Raw genomic sequence first — 26,292 nt, 5'->3', positions numbered from 1 at the left:
CTTCGCACCGCCATTTCGCCATGTCCCGGGAACCCACACACTCCGCGCTGCTCTGGATCGTCGCCGCTGCATTCTTCATGCAGTCGCTCGACACGACGATCGTCAACACCGCCCTGCCTTCGATCGCACAAAGCCTGCATGCGTCGCCGCTCGCGATGCAGCCCGTCGTGGTCGCCTACACGCTGATGATGGCGATGCTCACGCCGGCATCCGGCTGGTTCGCCGACCGGTTCGGCACGCGCCGCGTGTTCTCGGTCGCCATTCTCGTGTTCGTGCTCGCGTCGATCGGCTGCGCGGCATCGCATACGCTCGGCCGGCTCGTCGTCGCGCGAGCCGTGCAGGGCATCGGCGGCTCGATGCTGCTGCCGATCGGGCGGCTCGCCGTGCTGCGCCGCGTGCCGGGCGAACAGTACGTCGCGGCGATCGCGTTCGTGTCGATCGCCGGCCAGCTCGGCCCGATCGTCGGGCCGACGCTCGGCGGCTGGCTCACGCAGGCAATTTCGTGGCACTGGGTGTTCATCGTCAACGTGCCGGTCGGCGCGGTCGGCTTCATCGCCGTGCAGCGCTACCTGCCGCACGACCACGCGAAACAGCCGCCGCCGTTCGACTTCGTCGGCTGTGCGCTGCTGTCGGTCGCGATGATCGCGCTGTCGCTCGCGATCGACCCGCCGATGCCCGCGCATCGCGCGGCCTGGGCGGCCGGGCTCGCCGTGCTGGGCCTGACGAGCGCGCTCGCGTACCTGCCGCATGCGCGGCGGCGCGCGCAGCCGCTGTTCCGGCTCGGGCTGTTCCGCGAGCCCAACTTCGGTTCGGGGCTGCTCGGCAACCTGCTGTGCCGGATCGGCACGAGCGCGGTGCCGTTCATGCTGCCGCTGCTGATGCAGGTGCAGCTCGGCTATACGCCGCTGCAGTCCGGGCTGATGATGCTGCCGGCCGCGATCGCGGGCGTCATCGCGAAACGCTGGATCGCGCCGCTCGTGAAGCGCTTCGGCTACGCGACGTTCCTGGTCGTGAACACGGGGATCGTCGGCGGTGCGATCGCGGGGTTCGCGCTGGTGTCGGTGCGGCCTGCGCCGGTGCTGGAGATCGTGCTGCTGATCGTGTTCGGCGCCGCGAACTCGATGCAGTTCGCGGCGATGAACGGTGTCACGCTGAAGGGGCTGTCGCATGCCGACGCCGGCAGCGGCAACAGCCTGTTCACGATGATGCAGATGCTGGCGATGGGGCTTGGCGTGTCGATCGGCGGCGGGCTCGTCAACCTGTTCGCGGCCTGGTGGGGCTCGATGGGGCGCGGGTTCATGCTGTCGTTCGCGTGCATGGGCGCCGTCACTCTGCTGTCGTCCGTCGTGTTCCGGCGGATCGATACGGCCGCGCCGCCGGCCGGTGCGGCGGCACGATCGTCCGCGTGAACGCGACCGTCAGTTCGCCTGGCGGCGCTCGACAACGCGCTTGAGCACCCAGCGGATCGACGAACCGTCGGCCGGCGGCTGCGCGACGCGGTATTCGTCGATTTCGAGCGTGTACAGGTAACCGGGCTGGTACGCGAAGCCCTCGATGCCCGCGTACCACAGGCTCCACGGCTCGCCCGGGCTGCTGCGCACCTGCAGGCATTCCATCGGCGCGACGCCCGTGCAGCGTGCGGATTGCGGCGCGACATAGACGGTCTTCGTCACGGGCCGGCTGTCGGCCGGGCGGCCCGTGTTCGACGCCGTGGCAGCCGCGTCGGTCTGGCATCCGGCGAGGAGCATGGTGCCGGCAATGACGGCGGCGCCGAGCAGCGCCCTGGATTGGCGAATCATCTGGTGTTCCTCTGGAAGCGTTGGAGGGGCGTTTAGACGGACAGCGCGGCGGGAAAGTTCACAAATAGCTTACAGAAGGCGATCCGCCACCCTCATTCGTGCGATGTCGCGCGTGCGCCGACACGTTACCGTGTTCCCGTTCAGCCGCGCGCATCGCCGCCGGCGGTCCGCACATGCACGCCGGGCGCCTCGCGGCCCGTCGGCCGCAACAGGAGACAACCCGAATGACCACGGCGCCCCCGGCCCTTCCGCCGCACCTCGCCCGATCGAAACTGACGCTCGAACAGTTCGACACGCTGCTCACGACAATCTACGAAGGCCCGCTGGAAAACGTGCCGTGGGGCGGCGCGCTGGAACAGATCCGCGCGCACCTGCACGCGAACTACGTGACGATGATCCTGCGCTGGCCGGCCAGCGGCCACGCGGGGCTGATGATCAATGCGTCCGAGCACAGCGCGCCGCTGACGGGCGTCGCGTCGTACAACAATTATTACTACGCGCTCGATCCGTTCGTGAACCTGCCGACCGACCACGTCGTCACCGTCGACGAGCTGCTCGGCCTGGGCGTGTGGCGCAGCAGCACCATGTATCGCGAGTTCATGAAACCGCACGACGTCGGCTACCTGATGGGCGCCGACCTGCGCACGCATGACGGCATCGAGTGCCGTTTCCGCGTGTGCCGTCCGCATCGCGGCGACGCGTTCTCGGCGACCGACAAGGCTGCCTGCAACGCGCTGCTGCCGCACCTGAAGCGCGCGGTGCGGCTGCACGCGAAGTTCGGGATGGTCGAATCCGAACGCACGCTGTATGCGAGCACGATCGACCGCATGCTCGTCGGCACCGCGATTCTCGACGAGCGCGGCGCGATCATGAAAACCAATTCCGTCGCGGACGAGATCTTCGCCGAATGCGACGGCCTGCGCGTGCGCGGCGGCGCGCTCGAGGCGTCGTATCCGCTGGAGGACCGCAAGCTGCAGAAGCTGATCCGCCAGGTGCTCGCGGAACGCGCGGGCGGCGTGCCGTCGGTCGTGCAGGCGATCGCGGTGCCGCGCCCGTCCGGCAAGGCGCGGCTCGGCGTGCTGATCCGCGCGGTCCCGTTGAGCGAATGGTCGGAGGACAATCCGCGCCGGCCGGCGTGCGCGGTGTTCATCCGCGATGCCGAGCGCAAGTCGCAGGCGTCGCACGACATCGTGCGCAAGCTGTTCGACCTCACGCCGGCCGAAACCGCGCTGGCGCTCGCGCTCGTCAACGGGCAGACGCTCGAGGAAGCGGCCGACGCGCTCGCGATCAGCAAGAACACCGCGCGCTCGCACCTGCGTGCGATCTTTTCGAAGACCGGCGTCACGCGACAGGCGACGCTGGTGCGGACGTTGCTGAACAGCGTGCTGTCGCTGGGGTGAGGCGTTCGCGCCGCGCGATACGTTCGTCGTGCGGTCGCGTCGCTCATGTCGCCGGTCTGTCAATCGCCGTCGGCGGCCGATTCACCGCATGACGATCGTGTACCATCGGCGCTTCCCGATACGCTTTGTCGCGCTGCGTTCGTCCGCCTGACCACGCCCGCGCGGCATGCACTGCGCTCCCCTCCGCATGACCTCACCCGTTCCGTCCGACGCCGCGCTGCGTCCGTTGCCGATCGATACGCTGACCGTGCCGGCCGCACTCGACGGACGCGCGGGCACCAACCGCTCAAACAGCGCGCATCCGCAGATCGCCGCGACCAACGATCTCGACGCCGTGCGCGCATGGCTCGCGCGCTTCGTCGATACGCCGACCACATTCCAGAACTACCGCAAGGAAGCCGAGCGCCTGCTGCTGTGGGCCGTGATCGCGTGCGGCAAGCCGCTGTCGTCGCTCACGCGTGAAGATCTCGTCGTCTACCGGCAGTTCCTGTTCGCGCCGGCGCCGGCCGACGTATGGTGCGCGAACGGCGGCCGCAAGCACCCGCGCGACGACCCGCGCTGGCGGCCGTTCTACGGGCCGCTGTCGCCGGCCAGCCAGCGGCAGGCGCTGGTGATCCTGAACGTGATGTTCTCGTGGCTCGTGCAGGCCGGCTACCTCGCCGGCAATCCGCTGGCGTTGTCGCGGCAGCGGCAGCGTCGTCCCGCGCCGCGCGTCACGCGCCATCTCGGGCAACCGCTGTGGCAGTCGGTCAAGGACACGATCGCCGCGATGCCGCGCGACGACGCGCGTGCGTGCTTCCACGCGGATCGCGCGCGCTGGTTGTTCACGGTGCTGTATCTCGGCGGGCTGCGCATCACCGAAGCGGCCGACACGACGATGGGCCAGTTCTTCTGCCGGCGCGACGCGAACGGGCACGATCGCTGGTGGCTCGACGTGACGGGCAAAGGCGGCCGGCAGCGGCTCGTGCCGGCCACCGACGAGATGATGGCCGAACTGTCGCGCTACCGGCGCGCGCACGGCCTGCCCGCGCTGCCGTCCGACGGCGAACCCACGCCGCTCGTGCTGCCGCTCGGCCAGGCGCGCAAGCCGCTCACACGCGCGGCGCTGCACCGGATCGTGAAGCAGGTGTTCCGGCACGCGGCCGACCGGCTGCGCGCGAACGGCGCAGCCGGCGACGAACAGGCGCGCGTGCTCGAACAGGCGTCCGCGCACTGGCTGCGCCACAGCGCGGGCTCGCATATGGCCGACGGCCGTGTCGACCTGCGGCTCGTGCGCGACAACCTCGGTCACGTGTCGCTCACGACGACGAGCCAGTACCTGCACGCGGATGACGACTGGCGGCATCGCGAGACGGAGGAGAAGCACCGGATCGGGTGGTAGGTTGCAGACGCTCCGCGTGCTGCGCGCGAGTGCGGGCCGCCGATGTCGACGCCGGCTCGTATTTCGCCCCGATGCTCAGTGAACGAGTTCGAGTCCGCCGAGGCCGCCGTTGCTGCGGCACTTCGCGCGGTCGCTTTCCGCCGGCACGTCGATCTGGCCGCACAACGCGTCGATGCGCTTGCGGTAACTGTCGATCAGGCACTGCGTCGTCGTGCAGCGGTTGCGCGCCTTCAGCCACACCTTCTGGCTTGCGACGAACTGGTGATATTCGGGCGGATCCTCGACCGGATAGTTGGCGAAGTCGTCCACGACGTGCTTGTAATCCGCGTTGAGCGCATCGTCGAGACGCGACAACGCCGGATTGCCGCAGATTTCGCGCTCCACGAACGTGGACGCCTTCGCGCAGTCGAACGACGCGGCCTGCGCGCCGGTCATGCCGGCCGCGACGGCCAGTGCAACGAGCCATGCCTTCATGTGGGTGCCGTAGAAAAAACGGCGGCCGCGCATCGGCTCGCCGTGACGGACGAACGGGAATGCCCGCCGTCGGGATCCGGAAGCTTAGGCCAATGCGCATCGCGGTTCAATACGCCGCCTCGCTTCCCGGCACCCGTGCCGCGCGGCACGCGGCGGCACGTCTCACCCGTCAGTACACGGCCACCCAATGCCCGGGCACCCATGCCCAGTGATTGCCGGCCCACCGGTAATGCCCCTTCGCCCAGCGATAGCCGGGGGCCGGTGGCGGCGGCGCCACTTCGACGAGCGGTGCCGGCTGCGGCGGCCGCACGGGTTCCACCACGCAGGCGGACATCAGCACGGCACTCGCGCACACCAGCACGGCAAGCGAAACGGATCGGATCTTCATCTTCGATTCTCCCTTGTTGTGTAATCGGTCGGCACGGTCGAACGCCGAAACGCACCGCGTCACGCAACCCCGCGAATCAGGCCGGTCATCGGCCGCGTCTCGCCGCTTTCCGCGAACAGCGCGGAGGCGGTGCGGCGGGGATTGAGCCGCAGGCTTTCGGCGGCCGCCCCCGCGATCAGCGCATCGAGCGACGCGGTCGGTTTCAGGTCGCGCCCTTCGTACAGATCGCCCGGCCGCAGCCCCGGCCAGTCGGCGATCACGCGGCCGCCCGCGACCGCGCCGCCGGCGAGCATCGCAACCGACGCCTGCCCGTGATCGGTGCCGCCCGTGCCGTTCGCCGCGGCCGTGCGGCCGAACTCGGTCGCGACCAGCACCGTGGTCTGCTGCCATGCGGACCCGAGGCCGTCGCGCAGCGCGGCGAGCATCGTGTCGAGCGCCTTCAGTTGATTCGCGAGTCGCGCGTTCTGCGCGCTGTGCGTGTCCCAGCCGCCCGTTTCGATCATCGCGATCCGCGGGCCGTCGTCGCGCGCGAGAAACGTCGCGGCAAGCTTGCCGACGCCCGCCGGGTCCTGCCGCGCATGCGCGTCGCCGGCGAGGCCGCGCGCTTCCATCGCCGACTGCCACAGCGGGCCGAGCTGCGCGTCGGCCTCGTAGAGCGCCGACACGCGCGCGAGCAGGTCGTCCGGCGCGGCCGGCAAACCGGACGGCGCATACGAAGCGGCCTGCACGGTGCCGCGCAACGCGAGCGGCACGGTCGGCGCGAACGCGATCGCGCTTTCGCGCGTCGCCGGCAGCAGCGCGGCGAGCCGGTTCAGCCAGCCGTCCTTCACCTGATAGGGCGCGCGGCCGCCTGTTTCGAGCACGTTCTGCCCGTCGAAATGCGAGCGGTCGCGATACGGCGACGCGATCGCGTGGACGAACAGCGCCTGCCCGTCGCGGTACAGCTGCGCGGTCTGCGCGAGCGACGGATGCAGCGCGAACGTGCCGTCGAGCCGCGTTGCGGCCGCGGGGTCGATCGCGAGCGCGCCGCGCAGCGACGCATACGCGGGTTCGGCATACGGGACGACGATGTTCAGGCCGTCGGCCGCGCCGCGCTGGATCACGAACACGAAGCGCCGGTCGGTCTCGACGTTCGCGAACACGATCCGCGGCGCGACGAGGATCGCGCCTGCGCCGGCCGCGGCGATGCTGAGGAATTGTCGGCGGGACAGTGCCATGTTCATCTCCGTTGGAAATCGGGCGATACGAGCAGCAGCGCGAGCGACGTGGTGGCGCTTTCGGCGCGCGACAGCGCGGTCGCCGTCGGCGCGCTCATCGAGCCGGCGAGCAGCGTGTTGCCGAGCGTGCGCGGGTCGAGCCGGTCGCCGGTGCGCGCGGCCAGACGCTGCGCGATCTCGACGCGGCGCACGAGCGCGTCGGGTGCGGCCCAGCTCGCGGCCACGTCGTCATAGCCGGCCGGCGAGCCCGGCCGCCACACCGGCTGGCCGAGCTGCGCGAGCAGCGGCGCGGCCTTCAGGTCGCCCCGATCGTCCATCTCGCGCCAGCCGAGCCCGCGCAGCGACGATACGGCCCACTCCCACGGCGTCTTGAACTTGCGATTGACCGGCGACCACGCATCGGGCGCATCGACGAGTGCGCGATAGACGGTCGGCAAATCGCCGCCGCTCGCATCGAACGCGCGGGCCAGCCGGTCGGTCAGCACGGGCGGCGGATTGTCGGCGACGAAATGACGGGCAAGCTGGAACGCGACATGCCGGCCCGTCGCGTCCGACCGCGCGAGGTCGTGGAGGATCGCGCGCGCCTGCGCTTCGCCCGGCTGGTCGTAGGTGCGCCCCATCACCGTGCGCGTGCCCGGTTCATGCAGCTTCGGACGGAACACGAACGCGCCGGGCGCGGCATCGCCCGGCTGCGGGCCGCGTCCGCCTGCGATGCTCCAGCCCGTCAGCGCGCGCGCGAATTCCGTCACGTCGGCTTGCGTGTAGCCCGTGCGCACGCCGAGCGTGTGCAGCTCCATGATTTCGCGCGCGAGGTTCTCGTTGAGCCCGCGTTTCGCGGATGGGTTGCGCGCTTGCGCGCGCAACGCCGCAGGGCTGTCGGGGCCGACCGAACGCGCCTGGTCGAGGAAGATCTGCATCGCGGGATGCTGTTCGACGGCCACGAGCATGTCCTCGAAGCGGCCGAGCACGTGCGGTCGGATCGCGTCGCGTTCGAACGCGCCCGCGTACGCAGCCACCTGCCCCTTGTCGACCGACACCGCGAAATGGTTCGCCCAGAAATGCACGAGACGCTCGACGAACGGCGCAGGCGTGTTCAGCGCGCTGTTCAACCGTGCAGCGACGGCGCTGCGATACGCGTCGTAGCCGTCGCGCCGGATCGATTGCGCGGTCGCGCGTTTCGCGGCCGCATCGTCGCCCGTCATCGCGTTGCGCGCGTTCGCGAAGCGCGTCGCAAGCGCGACCGCGTCCGGTTCGCCGGCCCACGCGGCGGGCCGCGCGTCGTAACGGTCAAGTTGCGCGACCAGCGCCGCCTTCGGGTCGGCAGGCGGCGCTTCGTCGGCCCGCGCGCCGAGACCGAAGCGGTTCAGCGCGATCGCGGCCGACGTGGTGTCGTTCGGGTGGTCCATGACGGGCTCTCTTGCGGTGCGTACCCACGTTTAACGCGGGCACGCCGGGAAATCCGTCGCGGGGATGGCGAATATTTTTTTGGATCGGGGAAGAGAGGAACGGCAGAGTCGGTGGCGGTGACGCGCGGTAACGGCGCAAGTCATCGACGCGCAACAGCGAAACGATTCATCCCGTGCACGCATTGCGCGTGACCGATCGCGAGAGTCGGCGACACGCGTATCGCGTGTCGCCCTGCCTGATGCTTACTTACTCGCTCGCCGGCGCGTCCGGCTTCTTCTGCAGTCTCGGCGGCAAACGCCAGTTGCCGCTGTGCTGCAACCCGTCGACGAACTTCACGCGCTCTTCGGGCGTCAGCGTCGCCGCGAAATCGACGACGCTGCGCTCGACCTGCGCACGCATCGCAGTGTCGGCCGCGCGCGTGCGATCAAGTGCGGCGTCGATCGCCGCGCGATCGAGTTGCGGCGCGGCGAGCAGGTCCAGCACGGTGATCCGGCCGTCGCGCCCTTCCCGCGCGAAATCGCGGCCGTTCTTGCGCGCGGCCTTCAGCGCGGCGGCAAACTCGCGCTGCCGCGTATCGGACAATTCGTCCGCCGCGAAACGCAACGCAGTGCGTTGCGCGGGCGCGCCCTCCGCGTGCAGATCGCGATGCGTCGAGAACCACTGATACGCGCCGCCCCCGATCGCGCCGAGCATGAACACGTTCAGCACGACCGAGCCGACGAGGATGAATTTCCAGCCACGTTCGCTCATTCGTCGCTCCCGTCGACGCTCGGGCCACCGAACGTCGTCGTCAGATAGCCCGGTTCGTGCAGTGACGTCGGCACGCTGCCGAGCATCAGCATCGACACGGCCACCGCGCCCGCCAGCGCGCCGGCCAGGCCGACGCCCGCGAACGCCGCGCCCGACCACCACACGGTGCCGCGCCGTCGCGCGCGTTGCGGCGCGGGCGCCGTCGCGACGATGCGCTCGACGAGTGCCGGCGCGGGCGGCATGACCGTGTCGTACGCGAGCCATGCATCGAGGTCGGCGGCATCGTCCAGTGCCAGCAGCGCATCGCGCGGGTTCGCGCGCGCCCACGCCTCGGCGGCCGCGCGCTCGCCGTCCGGCCAGCGCCGCGCGTCCGAGCCGTACGCGGCGACGATGGTACGAAATCGTTCGGGTGTCATCGCTTGTCCTCGCTAGGTGGGTCGCCGGCCAGTTGCGCGCGCAGGTTGCGCCTCGCGCGGGCGAGCAGGCTTTCGAGCGCATCGACGGTGATGCCCATCAGGTTGGCCGCTTCCACATTCGACAGTTCCTGATAGTACTGGAGCACGAGCGCTTCCCGCTGCCGCGGCGGCAACGCAGCGAGCGCCTGCCGCACGCGCGCATCGCGCGAGCGCAGCTCCGCATGCGCGGCCGGCTCCGGCTGCGGGTCCGGCACGTCGGGCAACGTATCGACGGGCTCCTCGCGCCGGCCGCGCAACCGGTCGTAGCACAGGTTCAGCACGACGCGATGCAGCCACGTATCGAAGCGCGCCTCGCCTTCGCGCCAGCGCGGCGCCTGGTTCCAGATTCGCAAGAACGTCTCCTGCGCGACGTCCTCGGCTTCGTTCCGGTCGCCGAGCATGCGCGTCGCCAATGCGAGCAGCCGCGGCAGCTTGCGCGCGACGAGCACGCGCACCGCCGATGAATCGCGCGCGCCGACGCGCGCGACGAGTTCCGCGTCCGGATCGCGGTCGCCGCGATCGCTCAACGCCGCCTGCTCCGTCGCGCAGCGCGATTGCGCCGCCCTGTGCCGGCAGGTCTGCCCGCCGCCCGGCTGAAGCTCATCGTCGTGCTCTCCTTGCATGCGTCGGGCCATCGCCGCGCGACGCCACGCCGACGGTTCGGCGGCACCGTGCGCATCATGCGCGGCGTCGCACACGGCGTCAGCCATGTCCGTTTCATCGACATCCGTGTCGCGCGGCATATCGATCCTGTCGGCCGGTCACGCGTCGCCCGGTGGTCGCGCGACCGTCAGCCGGCGCGCTCAATATACGACGACCGGCGCGGGCCGGTAATACACCGGACGCGCCGGCACCACGACGCAGCCGGCCAGCACGATGGCCGCGGCCGCCAGTATCACGATGGTTCGAAAAGGCATGGCTTCGACTCATGACGTTGCGTGAAGGATCCGCCGCGCCGGCACGACGTGCCGCGCGGCGGCGTGCGCATCAGGCCCAGTGGCCCGGCACCCAGCGCCAGGCCGGGCCGCGCGCGGCCCAGTGTCCGGGCACCCAGTGGTAACCGACGCGCACCACTTGCCAGTGGCCCGGAATCCATACGTAGCGGCCCTGCCGCCAGTGCCAGTGGCCCTGGTCCCACACGTAGCCCGCGCGCGGCGCCGGCATCACTTCGACGCGCGGCGCCGGCGGTGCGTAAGGCGCGACGATGACGGCCTGCGCGAATGCGGCGGACGCCGCCAGCGCAGCCACGCATCCGGCGGCAAACCGCAATGGAACAGAAAGTTTCATGAAAGACTCCGAAGTAACGGGCATCGACCGGAAGCAGTCGTTCATGCGTTAAACGGAGCGGGCGAGAGAAATCCGTCGCGATGTTGGCGAATAAATTTCGGGTGGACCGAACGCGCGTTGGCGCGGGCCGGATGCCGCGCAATGCACGAGCCTGCGTATCGGCCGCCGCGCACGCAGGATTGCCGTGCTGTCACAACCCGGCAAAACTGCCCTTCGACAATGCGTGTCACCGGGATCCCGCTCGTTTCCGGCCCACGCCCCGGCCGCGCTCGCGCATGGCCGCGCGGTTCCCTATCTCGCGCCCCCATCAACGAAAACTACGACCATGTCGAACCAGGACACTCTCCCTGATCAGCCGAACGAGCCGGCCGCCTCGGTGTCTCGTCGCGGCTTCCTGAAACTGGCCGGCGTATCCGGCCTTGCCACCGCTGCCGGCGGGCTCGCGGCCGCCCGGGCCGCCGCGTCGAATCCGGACGGCACGCCCGAACAGGTCCACCTGACGTGGGGCAACGACCCGACGTCCGAAGTCGTGATCTCGTGGGCGTCGCTCGCACCGGCCGTCAATCCGCGCGCGCGCATCGTCGCCGACGGCGAGCCGCCGCGCACGGTGCACGGCGTCCAGCGCCTGTACACCGACGGCCTGAACGGCGAAACCGTGTTCGCGTACCACGCGCGCGTGCACGGGCTGAAGCCGGATACGCGCTACCGCTACGAGATCACGGCCGACAACGACAGCAACGCCGCGCAGCCGTTCTCCGCGAATTTTTCGACCGCGCCGCGCGGCCGCGCGCCGTTCCGCTTCACGAGCTACGGCGATCTCGCGACGCCGAACGGCGCATGGGTGCTGTCGTCGCCGCAGAGCCGCTTCGCGGTGCAGGCCGTCGAGCAGTTCCAGCCGCTGTTCCACCTGCTGAACGGCGACCTCTGCTACGCGAACCTGAACCCCGCGCACCAGCCCGAGGTGTGGCGCGACTTCGGCAACAACAACCAGACGTCGGCCGCGAATCGCCCGTGGATGCCATGCCCCGGCAATCACGAGATCGAGTTCAACAACGGTCCGCAAGGGCTCGACTCGTATCTCGCGCGCTATACGCTGCCGGAGAACGGCACGCACTTCCCGGGCCGCTGGTACAGCTTCCGCGTGAGCTCGGTGCTGTTCGTGTCGCTCGACGCCGATGACGTCGTGTACCAGGACGCCGCCGCGTTCGTCGGCGGCCCCGCTCCGCTCGTACCGGCCGCGAGCACGGGCCGCCCGCCGATCGAGCCCGGCACGTCGTTCTACGTGCGCGGCTACAGCAACGGCGAGCAGACGCGCTGGCTCGAACACACGCTGCGTCATGCGGCGCATGACGACGACATCGACTGGATCGTCGTGCAGATGCACCAGGACGCGCTCAGTTCGTCGAAGACGGGCAACGGTTCCGATAAAGGCATTCGCGAGGCATGGCTGCCGCTGTTCGACCGTTACGGCGTCGACCTCGTGCTGTGCGGCCACGATCACGACTACGAGCGCAGCTACCCGGTGCGCGGCTGCAATCACCGCGCGGGCGTCGACGCGACGACCGGCGAAGTGGTAGAGACGCTGCAGCCGCGTCCGGTCGGCTCGAACGATCCGGACCGCACGAAATTCGACACGAGCCACGGCACGATCCACCTGATCCTCGGCGGCGGCGGCACCAGCGCGCCGCTCGACGTGTACGGCGAAAACCCGTCGACCGGCTTTGCGCGGGCGAAGGTGTTCACGAAGCCGAACCGGCCGGTGCCGGGCACCGCGCCGAACACGTTCGTGCGGCACCCGGCCGATGCGCTCGAGGATGCGATCTGGTCCGCTCGCCGCGATACGGGCACCGGTTACGGGATCGCGGTGTTCGACCACGACCCGGGCAAGCCGGGCGGGCACACGACGATCACGATGCGCTACTACCATGCGCCGGGCGCCGATCAGCACCCGACCGCGCAGTACGAGCTGTTCGAGACGATCGAGCTGAGCAAGAAGCGGCACGAGCGGTGATCGGGCTGGCGCCCGCTGCGGCGGGCGCCGGTTGCATAACCATCGGGCAATGGGCGTGCGATGAAGCGGGTTAGACTGCCCGCCTCGCACACCGGCCCATGAAGATGAGTTTCGAATACCGCATCCACACGCCCCCGTCGGCCGACGCATTCGATGCAATCGCGGATGCACTACGGCAAACGCACGGCGACATCGACGACGCATGACCGGCTACCGCGTTCCGCACACGCACCTGAATCGGCCGCACGCACCCGGCGGTTCCCCCGCCAACGTGCGCCGCTCGGTCGCCCCGGCTCGCCCCCTTTAAACTACGCGTGTCCGGCGTAATGGCCGCATTGCATTGCCGGTTGCGGCCGCAACCGGATTTTTCCGTTCGCGACGACGGTACACGCGAGCGGAACCGAATCATCCGAAATCGAATTTGAATGTTGAAACAGGCAGGAAGCATGAAGCGCAAGAACAAGAACAAGGCAACGCTCGTCGGGCTCGGCGCGGTGCTGTTGTGGGCCTCGGTGGTTGCCCTCGTTCGCGGGGTCAGCGAAAGTCTCGGTGCGACCGGCGGCGCCGCGATGATCTATACGGTGGCGTCCGTGCTTCTGCTGTTTACGATCGGCTTCCCCGACCTGAGCAAGTTCCCGAAAAACTACCTGCTCTGGGGCGGGCTGCTGTTCGTCTCGTACGAGCTGTGCCTGGCGCTGTCGATCGGGTATGCGAGCAACGGCCGGCAGGCGATCGAAGTCGCGATGGTCAACTACCTGTGGCCGAGCCTGACGCTGGTCGCGGCCATCGTGTTCAACAGGCAGCGCTCCAACCTGCTGGTCGTGCCGGGCGTACTGCTGTCGATGCTCGGCATCTGCTGGGTGCTCGGCGGAGACCAGGGCCTCGATCCGGCCGGCATGCTGCGCAATGTCGCGGACAATCCGCTGAGCTATGGCCTCGCGTTCGTCGGCGCGCTGATCTGGGCCGGCTATTGCACGGTGACGGCGCGCATGGCCGACGGCAAGAACGGCGTCACGCCGTTCTTCATGCTGGTCGCCGCGGCGCTCTGGATCAAATTCGCGATCGAAGGCGGCGGCAGCATGACGTTCAGCCTTCACGCGGTCATCTATATCGTGCTGGCGGCATCGGCGCTGGGGTTCGGCTATGCGGCATGGAACACCGGCATCATGCACGGCAACGTGACGATCATCGTCGGCGCGTCGTACCTGACGCCGGTGCTCGCCGCCGCGCTCGCCGCGACGCTGCTGCACGCGCCGCTGTCGATCGAGTTCTGGCAAGGCGCGTTGATGGTGTGCGGCGGATCGATCCTGTGCTGGCTCTCGACGCGCAGCCGGCGCAGTGAAAACGCAGCGCCCGTGCGGGTCGCGAAGAATGCCGAGGGCAATTGCCACGGGTGACGATGCCCCGTGCTTTCGGCGAGCGGCCGGGTCGCTAGCGGCCATTCCTCGAACCTTCGGCCGCCGCTCTAGCGTTGCGATTCCAGCGCGATACGCACCGCCAATCCGGCCAGCACGGTGCCCATCAACCAGCGCTGGACCGACGCCCAGACCGGCCGGCCCGCGAGAAAACCCGCGATGGAACCGGCCATGCACGCGATCAACGCATTGACGCTGACACTCACCGCGATCTGCACGCAGCCGAGCGCCAGCGATTGCGCGAGCACGCTGCCGTGCCCCGGTGAAATGAACTGAGGCAGCAGCGACAGATACATCACCGCGATCTTCGGATTCGCGAGGTTCGTGACGAAACCCATCGTGAAGAGCCTGACGCGGCTGTCGTGCGGCAACTGCCTGACCTGGAACGCTGAGCGGCCGCCCGGCTTGAGCGCCTGCCAGGCCAGGTACGACAGATAGAGCGCGCCGGAAAAGCGCAGCGCGTCGTACGCATACGGCACGGTCAGCACCAGCGCGGTGATGCCGAGCGCCGCGCAAAACATGTAGAAAACGAACCCCAGCGCGACGCCGCCGAGCGACACGAGCCCTGCGCGGCGGCCCTGGCAGATCGAGCGCGAAACCAGGTAGATCATGTTCGGTCCGGGCGTCAGCACCATGCCGAGCGACACAAGTCCGAACGCAAACAGGGTGGGCAAGGCCGGCACGGCAGTCTCCTTCGCGGCAGAGCAGTCAAGTTGACGAGGTTCGAACAATGTATTGCATCTCGACCATCTTCAACATGAATAAACTGTAAGCCGCCCATGAGCGCTTTTCATCGCGCCGGCCACGCGTTACCTGCCCTTTTTCGCGCGTGTCCGGATCGCCTTCCCGGCCTTGACGCGCTGTGCGTCGACGAGCCTCACGAACTCGTCGGTGACTGCGTTGCCGGCCACGTTCCACGACAACCGCACGGAACGATGCAGCCTCGGCGACAGTTCCAGCACGCGGCCGTCGAACGGCGTATACGTGAGCGTGATGCGCGGAACGATCGACACGCCCATGCCGGCTTCCGCCATCGCAAGAATGGTGCGCATCTCGACCACGTTGAACGCGGCCCGAAGCGGCGCACCGCCACGCGCGAAGTAATCCGCGATCAGCGGCCCGCACCCTGCCTTCGAGAAAATGAACGGCGCCGCGGACAAGTGTTTTGCCGACACGCTCTTGCGGCCGTCGAACGTGCCGTCCGCCGCCACCGCGACAAAATCCTCGTCGAGCAGCGGCAGATTGTGTGCGAACGTCTTGGCCCCGGCCACGATGCCGACGTCGGCGGTGCCGTCGTCGATCCACCCTTCGACCTCGCTGTCCGTGCCTTCGAGCAGCACCGCCGACACGCCCTGGTGCATCTCCTTCAACGCCTCGAGCGCGGGGACGACGAACGCCAGCGAGACGCTCGGCAGCGACGCGACCACCAGCTTTCCTTCGAGCTTGCCGCGCGACAGGCTGAACTGCTGGCGCAGCATCTGCGCTTCGCGCACCACGCTCTGCACGTACGGCCACAGGCGTTCGCCCGCCGCCGTCAGGACGACCGGCTGCCGGTCGCGCCAGAGCAGCTTGACCTGCGTGATGTCTTCCAGTTCGGTCAACGCGTGACTGATCGCGGATTGACTGCGGCTGAGCCGGTCGGCCGCGGCCGTGAGCGAGCCGAGTTCGACTACGGCGGCCAGTGCCTGCAACTGGGCAAGCGTCATCGGGTCTCCTTGTTCCAGGGCATCTATGCCGCGCATGAGGCGGCCAATCATCATGAATTATATTGAACCCGACCAAGGAAGCGGCAAACGGCACCGGACCCGGCCCCGCGCTGCGCCGCGATCGAGGCGAACGTCCTCGGCAGCGCATCAGGTAAGATGCACGCTCGATCCGCCGCGCCGATTGCGTGCGCACCGGCCGGCGGCCGAGCATCCAGGTTGAACCACGCCACCGCGTTGCTCATGCTTGCCGGCACGACCAGCCGGCCTGGATCGGGGCCGCGCGCCCGCCGGCCGCACACAAGGCGGTGCGATGCGATCGGATGACCGGTTCAAGCCAAACCCAAACGAATGCGTGCAAAACGCACGCGCCCGCAACGGGCTCCATCGACCGCGCTCGCTGCCGGTGATGCCGCGACATGCCACTCCATGATTCATTTCAATCTGACTGAAGGTGTGCTGGTTTCCAGCCTGCAGGGGCTGACCGCGCTCGATCTGGCCGGCATCGCCGTCGCGCTGCTGCTGGGCGGCATGGCCAAGGGGATCACGGGCATCGGCGTACCGCTGATCGCGATGCCGATACTCAGCCAGTTCCTGCCGATCCGGCATGCGGTGCTCTTGCTGTCGATGCCGATCATCCTCGGCAACATTCCGCAGGCGCTGGAAGGCGGCCAGGTCCTGGCAACGGCCCGGAAGATCGCCGCGCCGATCGCGGGCACCGTCATCGGCAATATCGTCGGCGTGGCGATCCTGCTCTCCCTCAATCCAGCGCACGCGCAGGCGACATCGGGCGCACTGCTGATCGTTGCCGCGACGCTGATGCTCGCCGCGCCGAAGCTCAACCTGCCGGACGCGTGGCAGAAGCCCGTCGGGTTCGCGCTCGGGTTCGGCGCGGCGCTGATGGAGAGCATCGCATCGGTTCCTGGCCCGCTGCTCGCCACCTACCTGATTTCGTCGGGGGCAACAGGACGCGTATTCACGAAGCAGATCGCGATCATCCTCGTGGTGTCGATCGTCACGCTGATCACGACGTTCAGCGGCACCGCGCACGCCAGCGGCGCCGACCTGGCCATCTCGGCCGCGGCCAGCCTGCCGGCCATTGCCGGCATGTGGCTCGTCCGCCCGCTGCGGGACAAGATGTCGCCGCGGATCTTCCGGATGGTCGTCCTGCTGTTCGTGCTCGCCGCGGCATCGCAGATGATCTGGAAATCGGGCGTGTTCAGGCATGGCGGATCGCCTGTCACGCACGTGGACAGCGGGCAGGCGGGCAAGAAATAGCGGTCGGCGCGACCGCGATCGATCGCGCATGCGTTCTGAAAGCTGCAAAGCGTAGTATTCGCGGACCCGGCGTATCGCTCCGCCCGACGGCGCGGACGACACGTGACCGACTTTGCTACCCGCACGGCGATGCCGACGTCGGCGCTGCCCCGTTTTCAGAGACCTGCGATGGAAACCTATGTGTTGCTTGGCTGCGGACTCGGCCTTGGCCTGTTGATCGCCATCTGGGGAATCTGGTCGCTCAGGTAAGCCGCTCCCGCCCCGTTCATCCGCAAGGAATCCGTATGGAGAACGATGGGGAATTGTAGTTTCAGGCAACACTGGTCACCCGATTGCTTCGCAGTCCCATTCAACTGGCCGTCGTCGAACCTTCCGCAACGAAAACACCGCGCAATCGAAGCAACCTCGGTCACCGGTATCCATTCCCGCTCGAAAGCCATTGCGACCGGGCTTCGTCGAAGCGCGCGCACTCGGCCTTGAGCCAGTCCGAAAAGGCCGCGGTACGCGGATCGTCGGGATTGCGCGACAGCAGCATGTAGCGCGCCGGCGCGCGCACGTGCGTGCCGAACACGTCGACCAGCCGTCCGCTCAGGATCTCGTCATGCACCAGCGCTGCGCGGCCCATCGCGACGCCCTGGTGGTTCAGCGCGGCCGTGATCGCCAGGCTGGAGAAATTGAACTGCGGGCCGTCCAGATGCGCGATCCACGCCGGACGGACCTCGTGCAGCCACGTGCGCCACTCCACGAACTCGGGCGCGCCGACCCACGGCGCGGCGTCGTGCAGCAGCACGACGCCGTCGAGCGATTCCCCGCTGGCGAACGACGGATGCTGCGCCAGATACGCAGGCGTCGCGACCGGAAACAGGGTTTCGTCGAGGATCGCATCGGCATGCAGCCGGCTGTATTGCACCGGGTCGTAGCGCACCGCCACGTCGATGTCGTCAGTTTCCATCGCCTGCCGGTCCAGTAACTGGAACTCGGCTTTCACGCGAACCGACACGTTCGGCTGTTGCCGGTGAAACTCGGACAGGCGCGGCATCAGCCATTGCAGCGCAAGCGACGGCAGACAACTCACCTGCAGCGGCGCGTTCGGCATCCCGAGCGCCTGAAGCGTGCGATTGATGTCGCCGAGCGCGCCCGACATCGTCCCGAGCAGGATCGCGCCTTTCTCCGTCAACTTCAGCCCGCGCGCCTGACGCACGAACAGCGGATAGCCGAGCCGGTCCTCCAGGTGCCGGATCTGCTGGCTCACGGCGCTTTGAGTCAGGTTGAACGCCTGTGCCGTCTTCGTGAAGCTCAGCAGTCGGCCTGCGGTTTCAAAGCAGAGCAACGCACCGAGAATCGAACCGTCCAGTCGCATGGATATAAGCCAGGCTAATGCTTCCATTAGAAATCGGCGCTTTCGCGCCGTCCGACGGAATCGTAGCATTGCCCGTCACTATTCTGTTAAACGACACCGAGGCCGATCCGTGACCACCACGCTCCTACCCGCCGACCTATTAGCCGAACTGCAATCCCGTCGCCCATTGCTGTGGCTGAACCCCCATGCCGGCAGCCCGTTGCCGCAGGACGCGCCGTCGTTCGACGCCATTGCAATGGCGGAAGCGAGGCTGGCGCGATGCGAGCCGCTGATGGCCGAACTGTTTCCCGAGCTCTCGGCAACCGCGGGAAAAATCGAGTCGCCGTTGATGCCGGCCGATGACTTGCAGCACGCGTTGTCGCACCCGGCCGACGCGCACGGCGCCTGGTTCATCAAACGCGATGACGCACTGCCGGTCGCCGGTTCGATCAAGGCGCGCGGCGGCTTTCATGAAGTGCTGGCGCTCGCGGAGTCGATCGCGATCGAACACGGGCTGCTCGAACCGGCGGGGGACCGGCGGATCCTCGCGTCGGCCGCCGCACGCGCGCTGTTTGCCGCGCACACCGTCATCGTCGGCAGCACCGGCAATCTCGGCTTGAGCATCGGTGTGATCGCCGCCGCGCTGGGGTTCGAATCGGTCGTTCACATGTCGACCGACGCGAAGTCATGGAAGAAGGAGCGCCTGAGAAAACGCGGCGTTCGCGTCGTCGAGCACGACGGCGACTATGCGCAAGCCGTCGCGGCCGGACGATCGCAGGCGCGCAATCACCCGCGCTGCCATTTCGTCGACGACGAAGGCTCGCTGATGCTGTTCCTGGGCTATGCCGCAAGCGCCCGCCATCTCGCTGCGCAGCTCGCCGCGTCGGGTCGCATCGTGGACGCGGCGCATCCGCTCTTCGTCCACATCCCGTGCGGGGTCGGCGGTGCGCCGGGCGGCATCGCCTATGGCCTCGGCGCGCTGTTCGGCAAGCACGTGCACTGCTTTTTCGCGGAGCCCGTTGCTTCGCCGTGCATGCTGGTCCAGCTTGCCGCCGGGGTCGACAAGCCGGTGTCCGTCTACGACGTGGGGCTCGACAACCGGACCGAGGCCGACGGCCTGGCGGTCGCGCAGGCATCGCATCTCGTCAGTCCGCTGATGGCATCGCAATTGTCGGGCGTGTTCACCGTCAGCGACGAGCAGCTCTACGCGCAACTGCTCGCGGTCCGGCGCACCACCGGCGTGGAACTGGAGCCGTCGGCCGCCGCTGCCGTCGGCGGGCCCGGCTGGCTGACGCGGTCGGCCGCCGGCCGCGACTACGTGCGTCGCCACGCGATCGACCTGCGCCGGTCGACGCACGTCATCTGGGCGACGGGCGGCTCGCTCGTTCCGCCGGAAGAGCACCGCCGCTTCCAGTCGCATGCGCAAGCGCTCGCCGGCGCCGCGCCCGGCGCGTGACGCGTTCGGCCCCGCGCCCTGCCCGGTTCCCGAAGACGCGTTAGACTGTCCCGATGGAACAATGCCGTTATTGCCAGAGAATCCGCGATGAATGGGATTGCCACGGGGACGAATGCCGCCGGGCAATCGCAAAGGCGCTGCGCCGGCAGCGTGCGGGCCTGCCGATGGTGCCCGATCGCATCCGCAACGAACTGCCGTCCGGCGCGCCGACCCAGCAGGTGATCGCCGTCCTGTCGCGCCAGCGCCTGCGCGCGCGCCGCGGCAACGAGGAACGCCGCGAGCGCAAGGAAATCGACGACGACGGCGTCTGATCCGGCCGCACCGCGGCCCGCCCGCGCCACCTCCACGTCCACCGTCTCCCCCGTCTCCCCCGTCGCCACCGGGCGCCCGCCCGTCCGCGACACCCGCCCGCACCACCGCGCCCTTGCAAATCCGGCAATACCGAATAGGGACAGAAGGAATTTGTCCCGGGATTATTACCTCAGCGACAACGATCTTTCGTCGAAATCCACGTTTACCCTAGATCGACCGACGCCTACGATGTAATCAACCGCTTACGACATGGTGTCGAACGCGGAAAGCCAACACAAACATCGGAGGTCATCATGAAATCGCTCGTTTCCGCAGTCGTTGCCGCTGTTGCCCTGTCCGCCTCGTTCGGCGCATTCGCCCAAAGCACCGTGACCCGCGCCCAGGTGCGCGACGAACTGGTCCAGCTTGAAGCAGCCGGCTACAAGCCGAGCCAGTCGAGCCCGTACTACCCGGCCGACATCCAGGCCGCGCAAGCCCGCGTGCACGCCGCCGACAATACCGGCTACGGTGCGCAACCGGCCGCGACCGTCCAGGGTGGCGCACCGGCCGCCAAGGTGCAAAGCCCGCGCGACTCGGTCTACTTCGGTCACTGAGCCTGCCGCTGCGCGCCCCGCGCGCAGTCCGTACATGCAACGAGCCCGTCCGCGACGGGCTCGTTGCGTTTGCATCGCGTGTTTTACCGGCCGGCCGTCACCGGCTGCCGCCCGACGCGACGCGGCCGGCGCCGGCCTCGTCCGGCGCGGCGGCGCCGCCGACCAGGTCCTGATAGCGCACGCACGCGCACAGTGCGGACGCCTTCGCCGCGTACATCGCCGCGTCGGCCTTGACGAGCAGTTCCTCGGCCGATGCGCCGTCGGCCGGAAACTCGCTGACGCCGATGCTCGCCCCGACGGCCACACGCCGGTCGCCGAACTCCAGTTCCTCGGCCATCACGATCTGGATGCGCGACGCGACGTCGTCGATCACCTCCGGTGACCGCACGTCCGAAATCAGCACGATGAATTCGTCGCCGCCGAGCCGCGCGACCATGTCGCCGCTGCGCAGCACGAGGCTCAGGCGCTTCGCGACCGCGACGAGCGTGCGGTCGCCGGCCGAGTGCCCGTGCTGGTCGTTGATCTGCTTGAAGCGGTCGAGATCGACGAACATCACGGCCAGCCCTTCGCGCACCGCCGCCGCATGCCGGATCGCGGCATCGAGATGCTCCATGAACAGCAGACGGTTCGGCAGCGCGGTCAACGGATCGTGGCCGGCAAGGTGCGTGAGTTCGAGCTGCTTCGCGCGCAGCATCGCGACCTGCGTGCGGATCTCGACGCGCATGCAGTCGAAACAGCGCGCGAGCACGCCGATCTCGTCGGCACGCCCGACCGGCAGCCGTTCGGCGGCCGGATCGTCGAACACGTGCGTCGCGGCGCGCGCGAGCGTCTGCAGCGGCCGCGTGATCGCACGCGCGAACAGGATCGCGAGAATCACCGCCAGCAGGCTCGACACGAGCACCATCCGGACGATCCGTTCGCCGAGCATGCTGGCCGGCGCCAGCACGTCCGCAAGCGGACGCGCCATCCCGAGCACGACGAAGCGGTTGCCCTCGTCGTGCCCGAACGGCGTGCGTGCGAACGCGAACATCTGTCCCGGCGCCTCGTCGGGCTGCTCGAGGCCATTGAGCGTCACGTTCGTGCGCGCACTGTCGAACAGCTCGCGCGTGACGGCAAAGCGGTCCTGCATCAGCACGCGCCGGCCGCGATCGAAGCCGAACGCCTGCGATGGATCGGGATGCAAGAGGAAATCGCCCCACTCGTTCGCGAGATACACCGCATAGTCTTCCGGCAGATCGCGTTCGAGCCGGTCGAACACGCGCGACAGCTCGACGTCGACGACAAGCGCGCCGACCGTCTGGCCCGACGCGTCGATGACGGGCGTGCCCACACGCAGGATCGGCAGCCCTTCGGCCGCGTGCGAACCCGTCTCGTGGTTGATCGCGATCGGCGACAGGTAGATATGGCCGGGCGCCGTCGCGAGCGTATCGAATACGTAGGAAAACTGTCCTTTTTCCTGGAACACGCTTTCCGGCATCACGACGATGCCGCGCGCGTCGCGATCGACGCGAATGCGTTCGAGCCCGAATTTCCCGCTCGCGATCAGGCGAATCTGCAGGTATTCCTGATGATTTCTCATGAAGCTGTAATACACCTGCTCGAGCCGCTTGCGTCGCGCGCTGTCCGGATTGTCGCTGCCCGCGACGAGCGGGGACGACGGCAACTGCGCGAGCACGAGCGCATCGTCGGCGACGTCGGACAGCGCGGTCGTGAAGCGCTGCCCGAGCAGTTGCGTCGACATCAGCAGGCTGTGCTGCGCTTCCTGCACCAGCATCGTGCGGTTCGCGCGATACGTGTAATAGCCGGTCGTGCCGGACGCGATCACGCCGATGCATGCGAACAGCACCGACAGCTTCGACGTGAGCCCGAGCCGGATCATTTTTCGAATTGCTCCGGACGGTCGCCCGACACGATGCGGCCCCACAGCGATTCGCGCCGCGCAATGTCCTCGACGGGCTGCAGCCACACGAGATGCTGGTGCCCGGCATCGAGCCCGAGCGGCGGCTCGAGCGTGTTCGCGAGCCCCTGGCGCTCGGTCAGCAACGCGCCGATCGCCGGTTCGAGCATGTAGTTGATCCACGCGAACGCAAGTTCGGGATGTTGCGCGCCGCGCGTGACGGCCCAGCAATCGAGCCATGCAAGCGCGCCTTCGTCCGGGATCACGTAGCCGACGTCCGCGCCGGCGCGACGCAGCAGCTCGACCTGCTGCGTGCCGTAGTTGCCGAACATCAGCGCCGCGCGATGCTGGACGAACAGCGCAGTCGCCTCTTCAGGAAGCGTGTAGTACGTCAGCAGGTTGCGGCGCAGGTCGATCAGCTTGCGCGCGACGTCGAGCGTCTGCGCGGGCGACAGGCGAAACGGATCGGGATACCCGAGCGCCAGCGCCGTGAACGAGAAATTGTGCTGCGCGCTGTTGAAGTCGAGCACCTTGCCGCGGTAGCGCGGATTCCACAGCTCGCGCATCGAGCGCGGCGCGGAAGGAACCTGCTTGCGGTCGTAGATCAGCCCCATCGACGAATACGTGAACGGGATCGCGTAGGTCGCGCCGTCCTGCACGAGCCCGCCGATCGTCGCGAGCTGCTGGAAGTTCGGCAACTGCCGCCGCCGGTTCGGGATGCGCGCCAGGTCGATCGGCGCGAGCAGACGTTCGTGCGCGTAACGCTGGATCTCGGCCGTGTTCGCGGCCAGCAAGTCATACGGCGGCGGCGCCGCGCTGTGCATCCGCGTCCACAGCGCTTCGTCGGAATCGACGAACGTCACTTCGACACGCACATGAAACTGCGCCTCGAATGCGCTGACGACATCGCGATCCGCATAGCCTGGCCATGCCAGCACGCGCAGCACGTTGTCGTAAACGGTTTCGGGAGAGTCGGCGAAGGCCGACAGGTCGGGCGCAAGCAAGCCCAGTATCAATATGACGAACAGCCTGCGCACGGCGCCGCGTGCGCACGCACGCGCGCCGATTCCCCTGATCAATCGGACCCCGTATGAATCGCCCGGCTGCATTCGACTATCCTTTTTCGAGTCGATGCGATATCACGCAACGAAACCATAAAAAGTATTGGCGCGCAATTGGAAATAGCCGCACGCGGCAGGCGTCGCGCATGCCGACGGCGACGTGCCCGGCTCGGAGTCGATCCGGAATCGATGCGGGCGCAAGAACGCGGTTAGTCGGGCGACGAATGATCGGATGAAAGCGCGTTGCCGGACGCTGGCCGGTTCGCATTGCGATGACGATTGCGATGACGACGCACCGCATGCGTCGCACGCGCACCTGCGACCGTCGACGCCGATTGCGCCGGTCCGCCTCCGTCCGCGGGAATGACCGTCAACGCCACGCCTGCGTGAACTTCTCGATCTGCTTCTTCATCACGTGGTTTCCGAGTTACCTGCTGCAGTCGCGCGGCTTCTCGCTCGCGTCGCTCGGCACGTGGGGCATGCTGCCCGCGCTGCTCGCGATTCCCGGCGGCTGGCTCCGCGGATATGTGTCGGACAGCCTGCCCCGGCGCGGCCGACGAACCGTCGCCGCGCCGCCCGCGCTTTCCTTTTCGGGCCGCGCATCGGACAATGGCCCGCGCCCGCCGGCGCGGCGCCACTCCGGCCCACGCGCGGCGACGGCGCGCCCCGTCCACGCCGATGAAACGCTACGAAACCCTCGCCCACACGATCGCCGACGATATCCGCAACGGCAACCTCGCGGTCGGCACGCGCCTGCCGTCGCTGCGGCAGATCATCGCGCAGCATGGCGTGAGCCAGTCGACGGTGTTTCGCGCGTACTACCAGCTCGAACAGTGGGGGCTGATCCGCGCGCGCGAACGCTCGGGCTACTACGTCGCGCCGGGCGCAACACCGCAGGCAGGCCCGGCCGCGAAGCGCCGCGCGAGCCGTGCCGGCGCATCGCGCAAGGTGGACATCAGCGACCTCGTGTTCTCCGTCCTCGACGCCGCCACGCAGCCCGGCATCGTGCCGCTCGGTTCCGCGTTCCCGTCGCCGCAACTGTTTCCGCTGCCGCGCCTCGCGAAGTCGCTCGCGCAGGCCACGCGGCTCGTGAGCCCGTGGAGCACGGTCGTCGACCTGCCGCCCGGCAACGAGGCGCTGCGCCAGCAGATCGCGCGGCGCTATCTCGCGACGGGCGTGTCCCAGCCGATCGACGAGATCGTCGTCACGAACGGCGCGCTCGAAGCGCTGAACCTGTGCCTGATGGCCGTCACGCGGCCCGGCGACGTCGTCGCCGTCGAAGCGCCCGGTTTTTATGCGGCGCTGCAGGCGATCGAGCGGCTCGACCTGCGCGCGGTCGAGATTCCCGTCGATCCGCGCACGGGCCTCGATCTCGATGCGCTCGCGAACGCGCTCGACCGGCACGACATCCGCGCGTGCTGGTTCATGACCAATTTCCAGAATCCGACCGGCGTCACGCTGTCCGCCGAAAAAAAGCGCGCGCTCGTCGACATGCTGGCGGCGCGCGAAGTGCCGCTGATCGAGGACGACGTCTACGGCGAGCTGCATTTCGGCCCGGACTATCCGCTGCCCGCGCGCGCGTTCGACCGGCATGGCCTCGTGATGCACTGCAGTTCGTTCTCGAAGACGCTCGCGCCCGGCTACCGGATCGGCTGGGCCGCCGCCGGCCGGTTCGCGGAGAAGGTGCAGCGGCTCAAGCTGATGACGACGCTGTCGGCGAGCATTCCCGCGCAGGTCGGCATCGCGAACTATCTTGAGCACGGCGGTTACGATCGCCATCTGCGCAAGCTGCGCGGGGCGCTGCACTCGCAGCTCGACCGGATGGACGACGCGCTGCGGCGCTGGCTGCCTGCCGGCGTCGAGTGGGTGCGGCCCGAAGGCGGGTATTTCCTGTGGCTCGCGTTCCCCGACGCGATCGACGCGATGGAACTGCATCGCCAGGCGATCGCGCGCGGGATCAGCTTCGCGCCGGGGCCGCTGTTTTCGGCCGCGCACGGCTTCGAGCGCTGCGTGCGCGTAAACTTCGGCCATCCGTGGAGCCGCGACATCGAACGCGCGATCCGCGTGCTTGGCGAGCTGGTCGCGCAGCCGTCGGTGCGCAAGGGCGGTTAATGCGCACGCTGGGCACGATGCGCGCCGCTAACGCACGGGCCACGACCATGCAGCCAATCCGCGCGCGGGTTACATTGCCGATCTCACCGCCTCTTCACGATTTTCCATGAGCCAACTGCCCTACCTCGATCACGACGCGCTGTTGAAACTGACGGACGAAGCAGCACACGTCACGCAGCCGTGCACGTGCACGAAGACCTCGCTCGCCGGCTGGACGAGCCTGCCGCTGTCGCTGCAGGACACGCAACTGATCGAAGTGGGCACGCTCGCGCCGCCCGGCGATGCGGAGCCGACCTATGCGGAACATCATCCGACGGGTACGCGCTACGCGTCGGACGACGCGCCGATCGCGCTGCGTCATTTCCCGTACAACCGCTGCAACGTGAGCCGCTGCCGCTCGTGCGGCCGCCTGTTCCTGCGCTATCAGGAAGGCGGCGGCTACTTCATCGACCAGCGCATCCGCGCGCTCGATCCGGCGCTCGTCGTCGACGCCGACGCATAAGACACCTCAACCGGCCACGGGCATGCACGCATGCCCGGCCCGCGCCGGCGCCGCG

General features: G+C 68.4%; 25 protein-coding genes and 1 pseudogene. 12 read left to right on the top strand and 14 right to left on the bottom strand.

The genetic code is table 11. The features are described from left to right. Window positions 1–20 precede the first annotated feature (20 nt). A complete protein-coding gene (locus ABD05_RS27615; protein ID WP_047903136.1) occupies window positions 21–1,409 on the top strand; it encodes a DHA2 family efflux MFS transporter permease subunit in 1,389 nt (462 codons plus the stop codon). Window positions 1,410–1,418: 9 nt separating this feature from the next. On the opposite strand, the gene ABD05_RS27610 is transcribed toward ABD05_RS27615, so the two are convergent. Further along, window positions 1,419–1,799, bottom strand: a complete 381-nt coding sequence (locus ABD05_RS27610) for a DUF4377 domain-containing protein (RefSeq protein ID WP_047903135.1) — start codon at window positions 1,797–1,799, stop codon at window positions 1,419–1,421. A 224-nt stretch (window positions 1,800–2,023) separates the two neighbouring features. Here ABD05_RS27610 and ABD05_RS27605 point away from each other — a divergent pair, with 224 nt between their 5' ends. Continuing rightward, window positions 2,024–3,199: a helix-turn-helix transcriptional regulator gene (locus tag ABD05_RS27605; RefSeq protein WP_047903134.1), complete on the top strand. Its 1,176-nt coding sequence runs from the start codon at window positions 2,024–2,026 to the stop codon at window positions 3,197–3,199. 187 nt (window positions 3,200–3,386) lie between these two features. Continuing rightward, window positions 3,387–4,580 (top strand): tyrosine-type recombinase/integrase, encoded by a 1,194-nt coding sequence (locus ABD05_RS27600; RefSeq protein ID WP_047903133.1) that lies wholly within the window; start codon window positions 3,387–3,389, stop codon window positions 4,578–4,580. Between the two features lie 75 nt (window positions 4,581–4,655). On the opposite strand, the gene ABD05_RS27595 is transcribed toward ABD05_RS27600, so the two are convergent. From ABD05_RS27595 to ABD05_RS27555, 8 genes are all read right to left on the bottom strand, one after another. After that, window positions 4,656–5,054: a lysozyme inhibitor LprI family protein gene (locus ABD05_RS27595; protein WP_158361674.1), complete on the bottom strand. Its 399-nt coding sequence runs from the start codon at window positions 5,052–5,054 to the stop codon at window positions 4,656–4,658. A gap of 169 nt (window positions 5,055–5,223) precedes the next feature. After that, a complete protein-coding gene (locus ABD05_RS27590) occupies window positions 5,224–5,442 on the bottom strand; it encodes a YXWGXW repeat-containing protein (RefSeq protein ID WP_047903131.1) in 219 nt (72 codons plus the stop codon). 59 nt (window positions 5,443–5,501) lie between these two features. Continuing rightward, window positions 5,502–6,659: a DUF1501 domain-containing protein gene (locus tag ABD05_RS27585; protein ID WP_047903130.1), complete on the bottom strand. Its 1,158-nt coding sequence runs from the start codon at window positions 6,657–6,659 to the stop codon at window positions 5,502–5,504. A gap of 2 nt (window positions 6,660–6,661) precedes the next feature. Continuing rightward, window positions 6,662–8,065, bottom strand: a complete 1,404-nt coding sequence (locus ABD05_RS27580) for a DUF1800 domain-containing protein (RefSeq protein WP_047903129.1) — start codon at window positions 8,063–8,065, stop codon at window positions 6,662–6,664. Window positions 8,066–8,312: 247 nt separating this feature from the next. Then, window positions 8,313–8,816 (bottom strand): periplasmic heavy metal sensor, encoded by a 504-nt coding sequence (locus tag ABD05_RS27575; protein ID WP_047903128.1) that lies wholly within the window; start codon window positions 8,814–8,816, stop codon window positions 8,313–8,315. Next, window positions 8,813–9,232 carry a hypothetical protein gene (locus ABD05_RS27570; RefSeq protein ID WP_047903127.1) on the bottom strand — a complete coding sequence of 140 codons (420 nt, stop codon included), beginning with the start codon at window positions 9,230–9,232 and terminating at the stop codon, window positions 8,813–8,815. The genes ABD05_RS27575 and ABD05_RS27570 overlap by 4 nt, the downstream gene beginning before the upstream one ends. Then, window positions 9,229–10,014, bottom strand: coding sequence for an RNA polymerase sigma factor (locus ABD05_RS27565; RefSeq protein WP_082146239.1), 786 nt, complete (start codon window positions 10,012–10,014; stop codon window positions 9,229–9,231). The genes ABD05_RS27570 and ABD05_RS27565 overlap by 4 nt, the downstream gene beginning before the upstream one ends. 244 nt (window positions 10,015–10,258) lie before the next feature. After that, on the bottom strand, window positions 10,259–10,558 hold the full coding sequence (locus ABD05_RS27555; RefSeq protein ID WP_034180189.1) for a YXWGXW repeat-containing protein: 300 nt from the start codon (window positions 10,556–10,558) through the stop codon (window positions 10,259–10,261). Window positions 10,559–10,883: 325 nt separating this feature from the next. Here ABD05_RS27555 and ABD05_RS27550 point away from each other — a divergent pair, with 325 nt between their 5' ends. Together ABD05_RS27550 and yddG are read left to right on the top strand one after the other, a co-directional pair. After that, window positions 10,884–12,569, top strand: a complete 1,686-nt coding sequence (locus tag ABD05_RS27550) for a purple acid phosphatase family protein (RefSeq protein WP_047903126.1) — start codon at window positions 10,884–10,886, stop codon at window positions 12,567–12,569. A 446-nt stretch (window positions 12,570–13,015) separates the two neighbouring features. Beyond that, window positions 13,016–13,966, top strand: a complete 951-nt coding sequence (gene yddG, locus ABD05_RS27545; RefSeq protein WP_148669147.1) for an aromatic amino acid DMT transporter YddG — start codon at window positions 13,016–13,018, stop codon at window positions 13,964–13,966. A gap of 68 nt (window positions 13,967–14,034) precedes the next feature. On the opposite strand, the gene ABD05_RS27540 is transcribed toward yddG, so the two are convergent. Together ABD05_RS27540 and ABD05_RS27535 are read right to left on the bottom strand one after the other, a co-directional pair. Beyond that, a complete protein-coding gene (locus ABD05_RS27540; RefSeq protein ID WP_047903124.1) occupies window positions 14,035–14,667 on the bottom strand; it encodes a LysE family translocator in 633 nt (210 codons plus the stop codon). Window positions 14,668–14,793: 126 nt separating this feature from the next. Continuing rightward, a complete protein-coding gene (locus ABD05_RS27535) occupies window positions 14,794–15,690 on the bottom strand; it encodes a LysR family transcriptional regulator (protein WP_047903123.1) in 897 nt (298 codons plus the stop codon). Window positions 15,691–16,116: 426 nt separating this feature from the next. Between ABD05_RS27535 and ABD05_RS27530 the strand changes: the two genes are divergently transcribed. Beyond that, window positions 16,117–16,965: a sulfite exporter TauE/SafE family protein gene (locus ABD05_RS27530; protein ID WP_047903122.1), complete on the top strand. Its 849-nt coding sequence runs from the start codon at window positions 16,117–16,119 to the stop codon at window positions 16,963–16,965. A gap of 409 nt (window positions 16,966–17,374) precedes the next feature. On the opposite strand, the gene ABD05_RS27525 is transcribed toward ABD05_RS27530, so the two are convergent. Then, entirely contained in the window at window positions 17,375–18,325 is a 951-nt protein-coding gene (locus tag ABD05_RS27525) for a LysR substrate-binding domain-containing protein (RefSeq protein ID WP_047903121.1), read from the bottom strand. Between ABD05_RS27525 and ABD05_RS27520 the strand changes: the two genes are divergently transcribed. The 3 genes from ABD05_RS27520 to ABD05_RS27510 all read left to right on the top strand — a co-directional run bounded on the left by ABD05_RS27520 (window position 18,324) and on the right by ABD05_RS27510 (window position 20,665). Continuing rightward, window positions 18,324–19,760: a D-serine ammonia-lyase gene (locus ABD05_RS27520; RefSeq protein WP_082146238.1), complete on the top strand. Its 1,437-nt coding sequence runs from the start codon at window positions 18,324–18,326 to the stop codon at window positions 19,758–19,760. The two genes, ABD05_RS27525 and ABD05_RS27520, sit on opposite strands and share 2 nt — an antisense overlap. 53 nt (window positions 19,761–19,813) lie before the next feature. Beyond that, window positions 19,814–20,071 (top strand): hypothetical protein, encoded by a 258-nt coding sequence (locus ABD05_RS27515; protein ID WP_006478949.1) that lies wholly within the window; start codon window positions 19,814–19,816, stop codon window positions 20,069–20,071. A gap of 294 nt (window positions 20,072–20,365) precedes the next feature. Then, entirely contained in the window at window positions 20,366–20,665 is a 300-nt protein-coding gene (locus ABD05_RS27510; RefSeq protein ID WP_047903119.1) for a DUF4148 domain-containing protein, read from the top strand. Window positions 20,666–20,762: 97 nt separating this feature from the next. On the opposite strand, the gene ABD05_RS27505 is transcribed toward ABD05_RS27510, so the two are convergent. Beyond that, window positions 20,763–22,544 (bottom strand): GGDEF domain-containing protein, encoded by a 1,782-nt coding sequence (locus tag ABD05_RS27505; protein ID WP_047903118.1) that lies wholly within the window; start codon window positions 22,542–22,544, stop codon window positions 20,763–20,765. Further along, entirely contained in the window at window positions 22,541–23,671 is a 1,131-nt protein-coding gene (locus ABD05_RS27500; RefSeq protein WP_047903117.1) for an extracellular solute-binding protein, read from the bottom strand. The genes ABD05_RS27505 and ABD05_RS27500 overlap by 4 nt, the downstream gene beginning before the upstream one ends. A 335-nt stretch (window positions 23,672–24,006) precedes the next feature. Here ABD05_RS27500 and ABD05_RS37965 point away from each other — a divergent pair. The 3 genes and pseudogenes from ABD05_RS37965 to ABD05_RS27490 all read left to right on the top strand — a co-directional run. Beyond that, a pseudogene (locus tag ABD05_RS37965) lies at window positions 24,007–24,195 on the top strand (MFS transporter); the annotation flags it as partial. Between the two features lie 106 nt (window positions 24,196–24,301). Further along, complete coding sequence (locus tag ABD05_RS27495; RefSeq protein ID WP_047903116.1) at window positions 24,302–25,735, top strand: aminotransferase-like domain-containing protein; 1,434 nt, start codon at window positions 24,302–24,304, stop codon at window positions 25,733–25,735. Between the two features lie 106 nt (window positions 25,736–25,841). Beyond that, window positions 25,842–26,237: a hypothetical protein gene (locus tag ABD05_RS27490; RefSeq protein WP_047903115.1), complete on the top strand. Its 396-nt coding sequence runs from the start codon at window positions 25,842–25,844 to the stop codon at window positions 26,235–26,237. The last annotated feature ends 55 nt before the right edge of the window (window positions 26,238–26,292 follow it).

This window comes from Burkholderia pyrrocinia, assembly GCF_001028665.1.
Classification (GTDB): domain Bacteria; phylum Pseudomonadota; class Gammaproteobacteria; order Burkholderiales; family Burkholderiaceae; genus Burkholderia; species Burkholderia pyrrocinia.
Note: the sequence above shows the minus strand (reverse complement) of the source record. Positions and strands in the feature narration are given on the sequence as shown.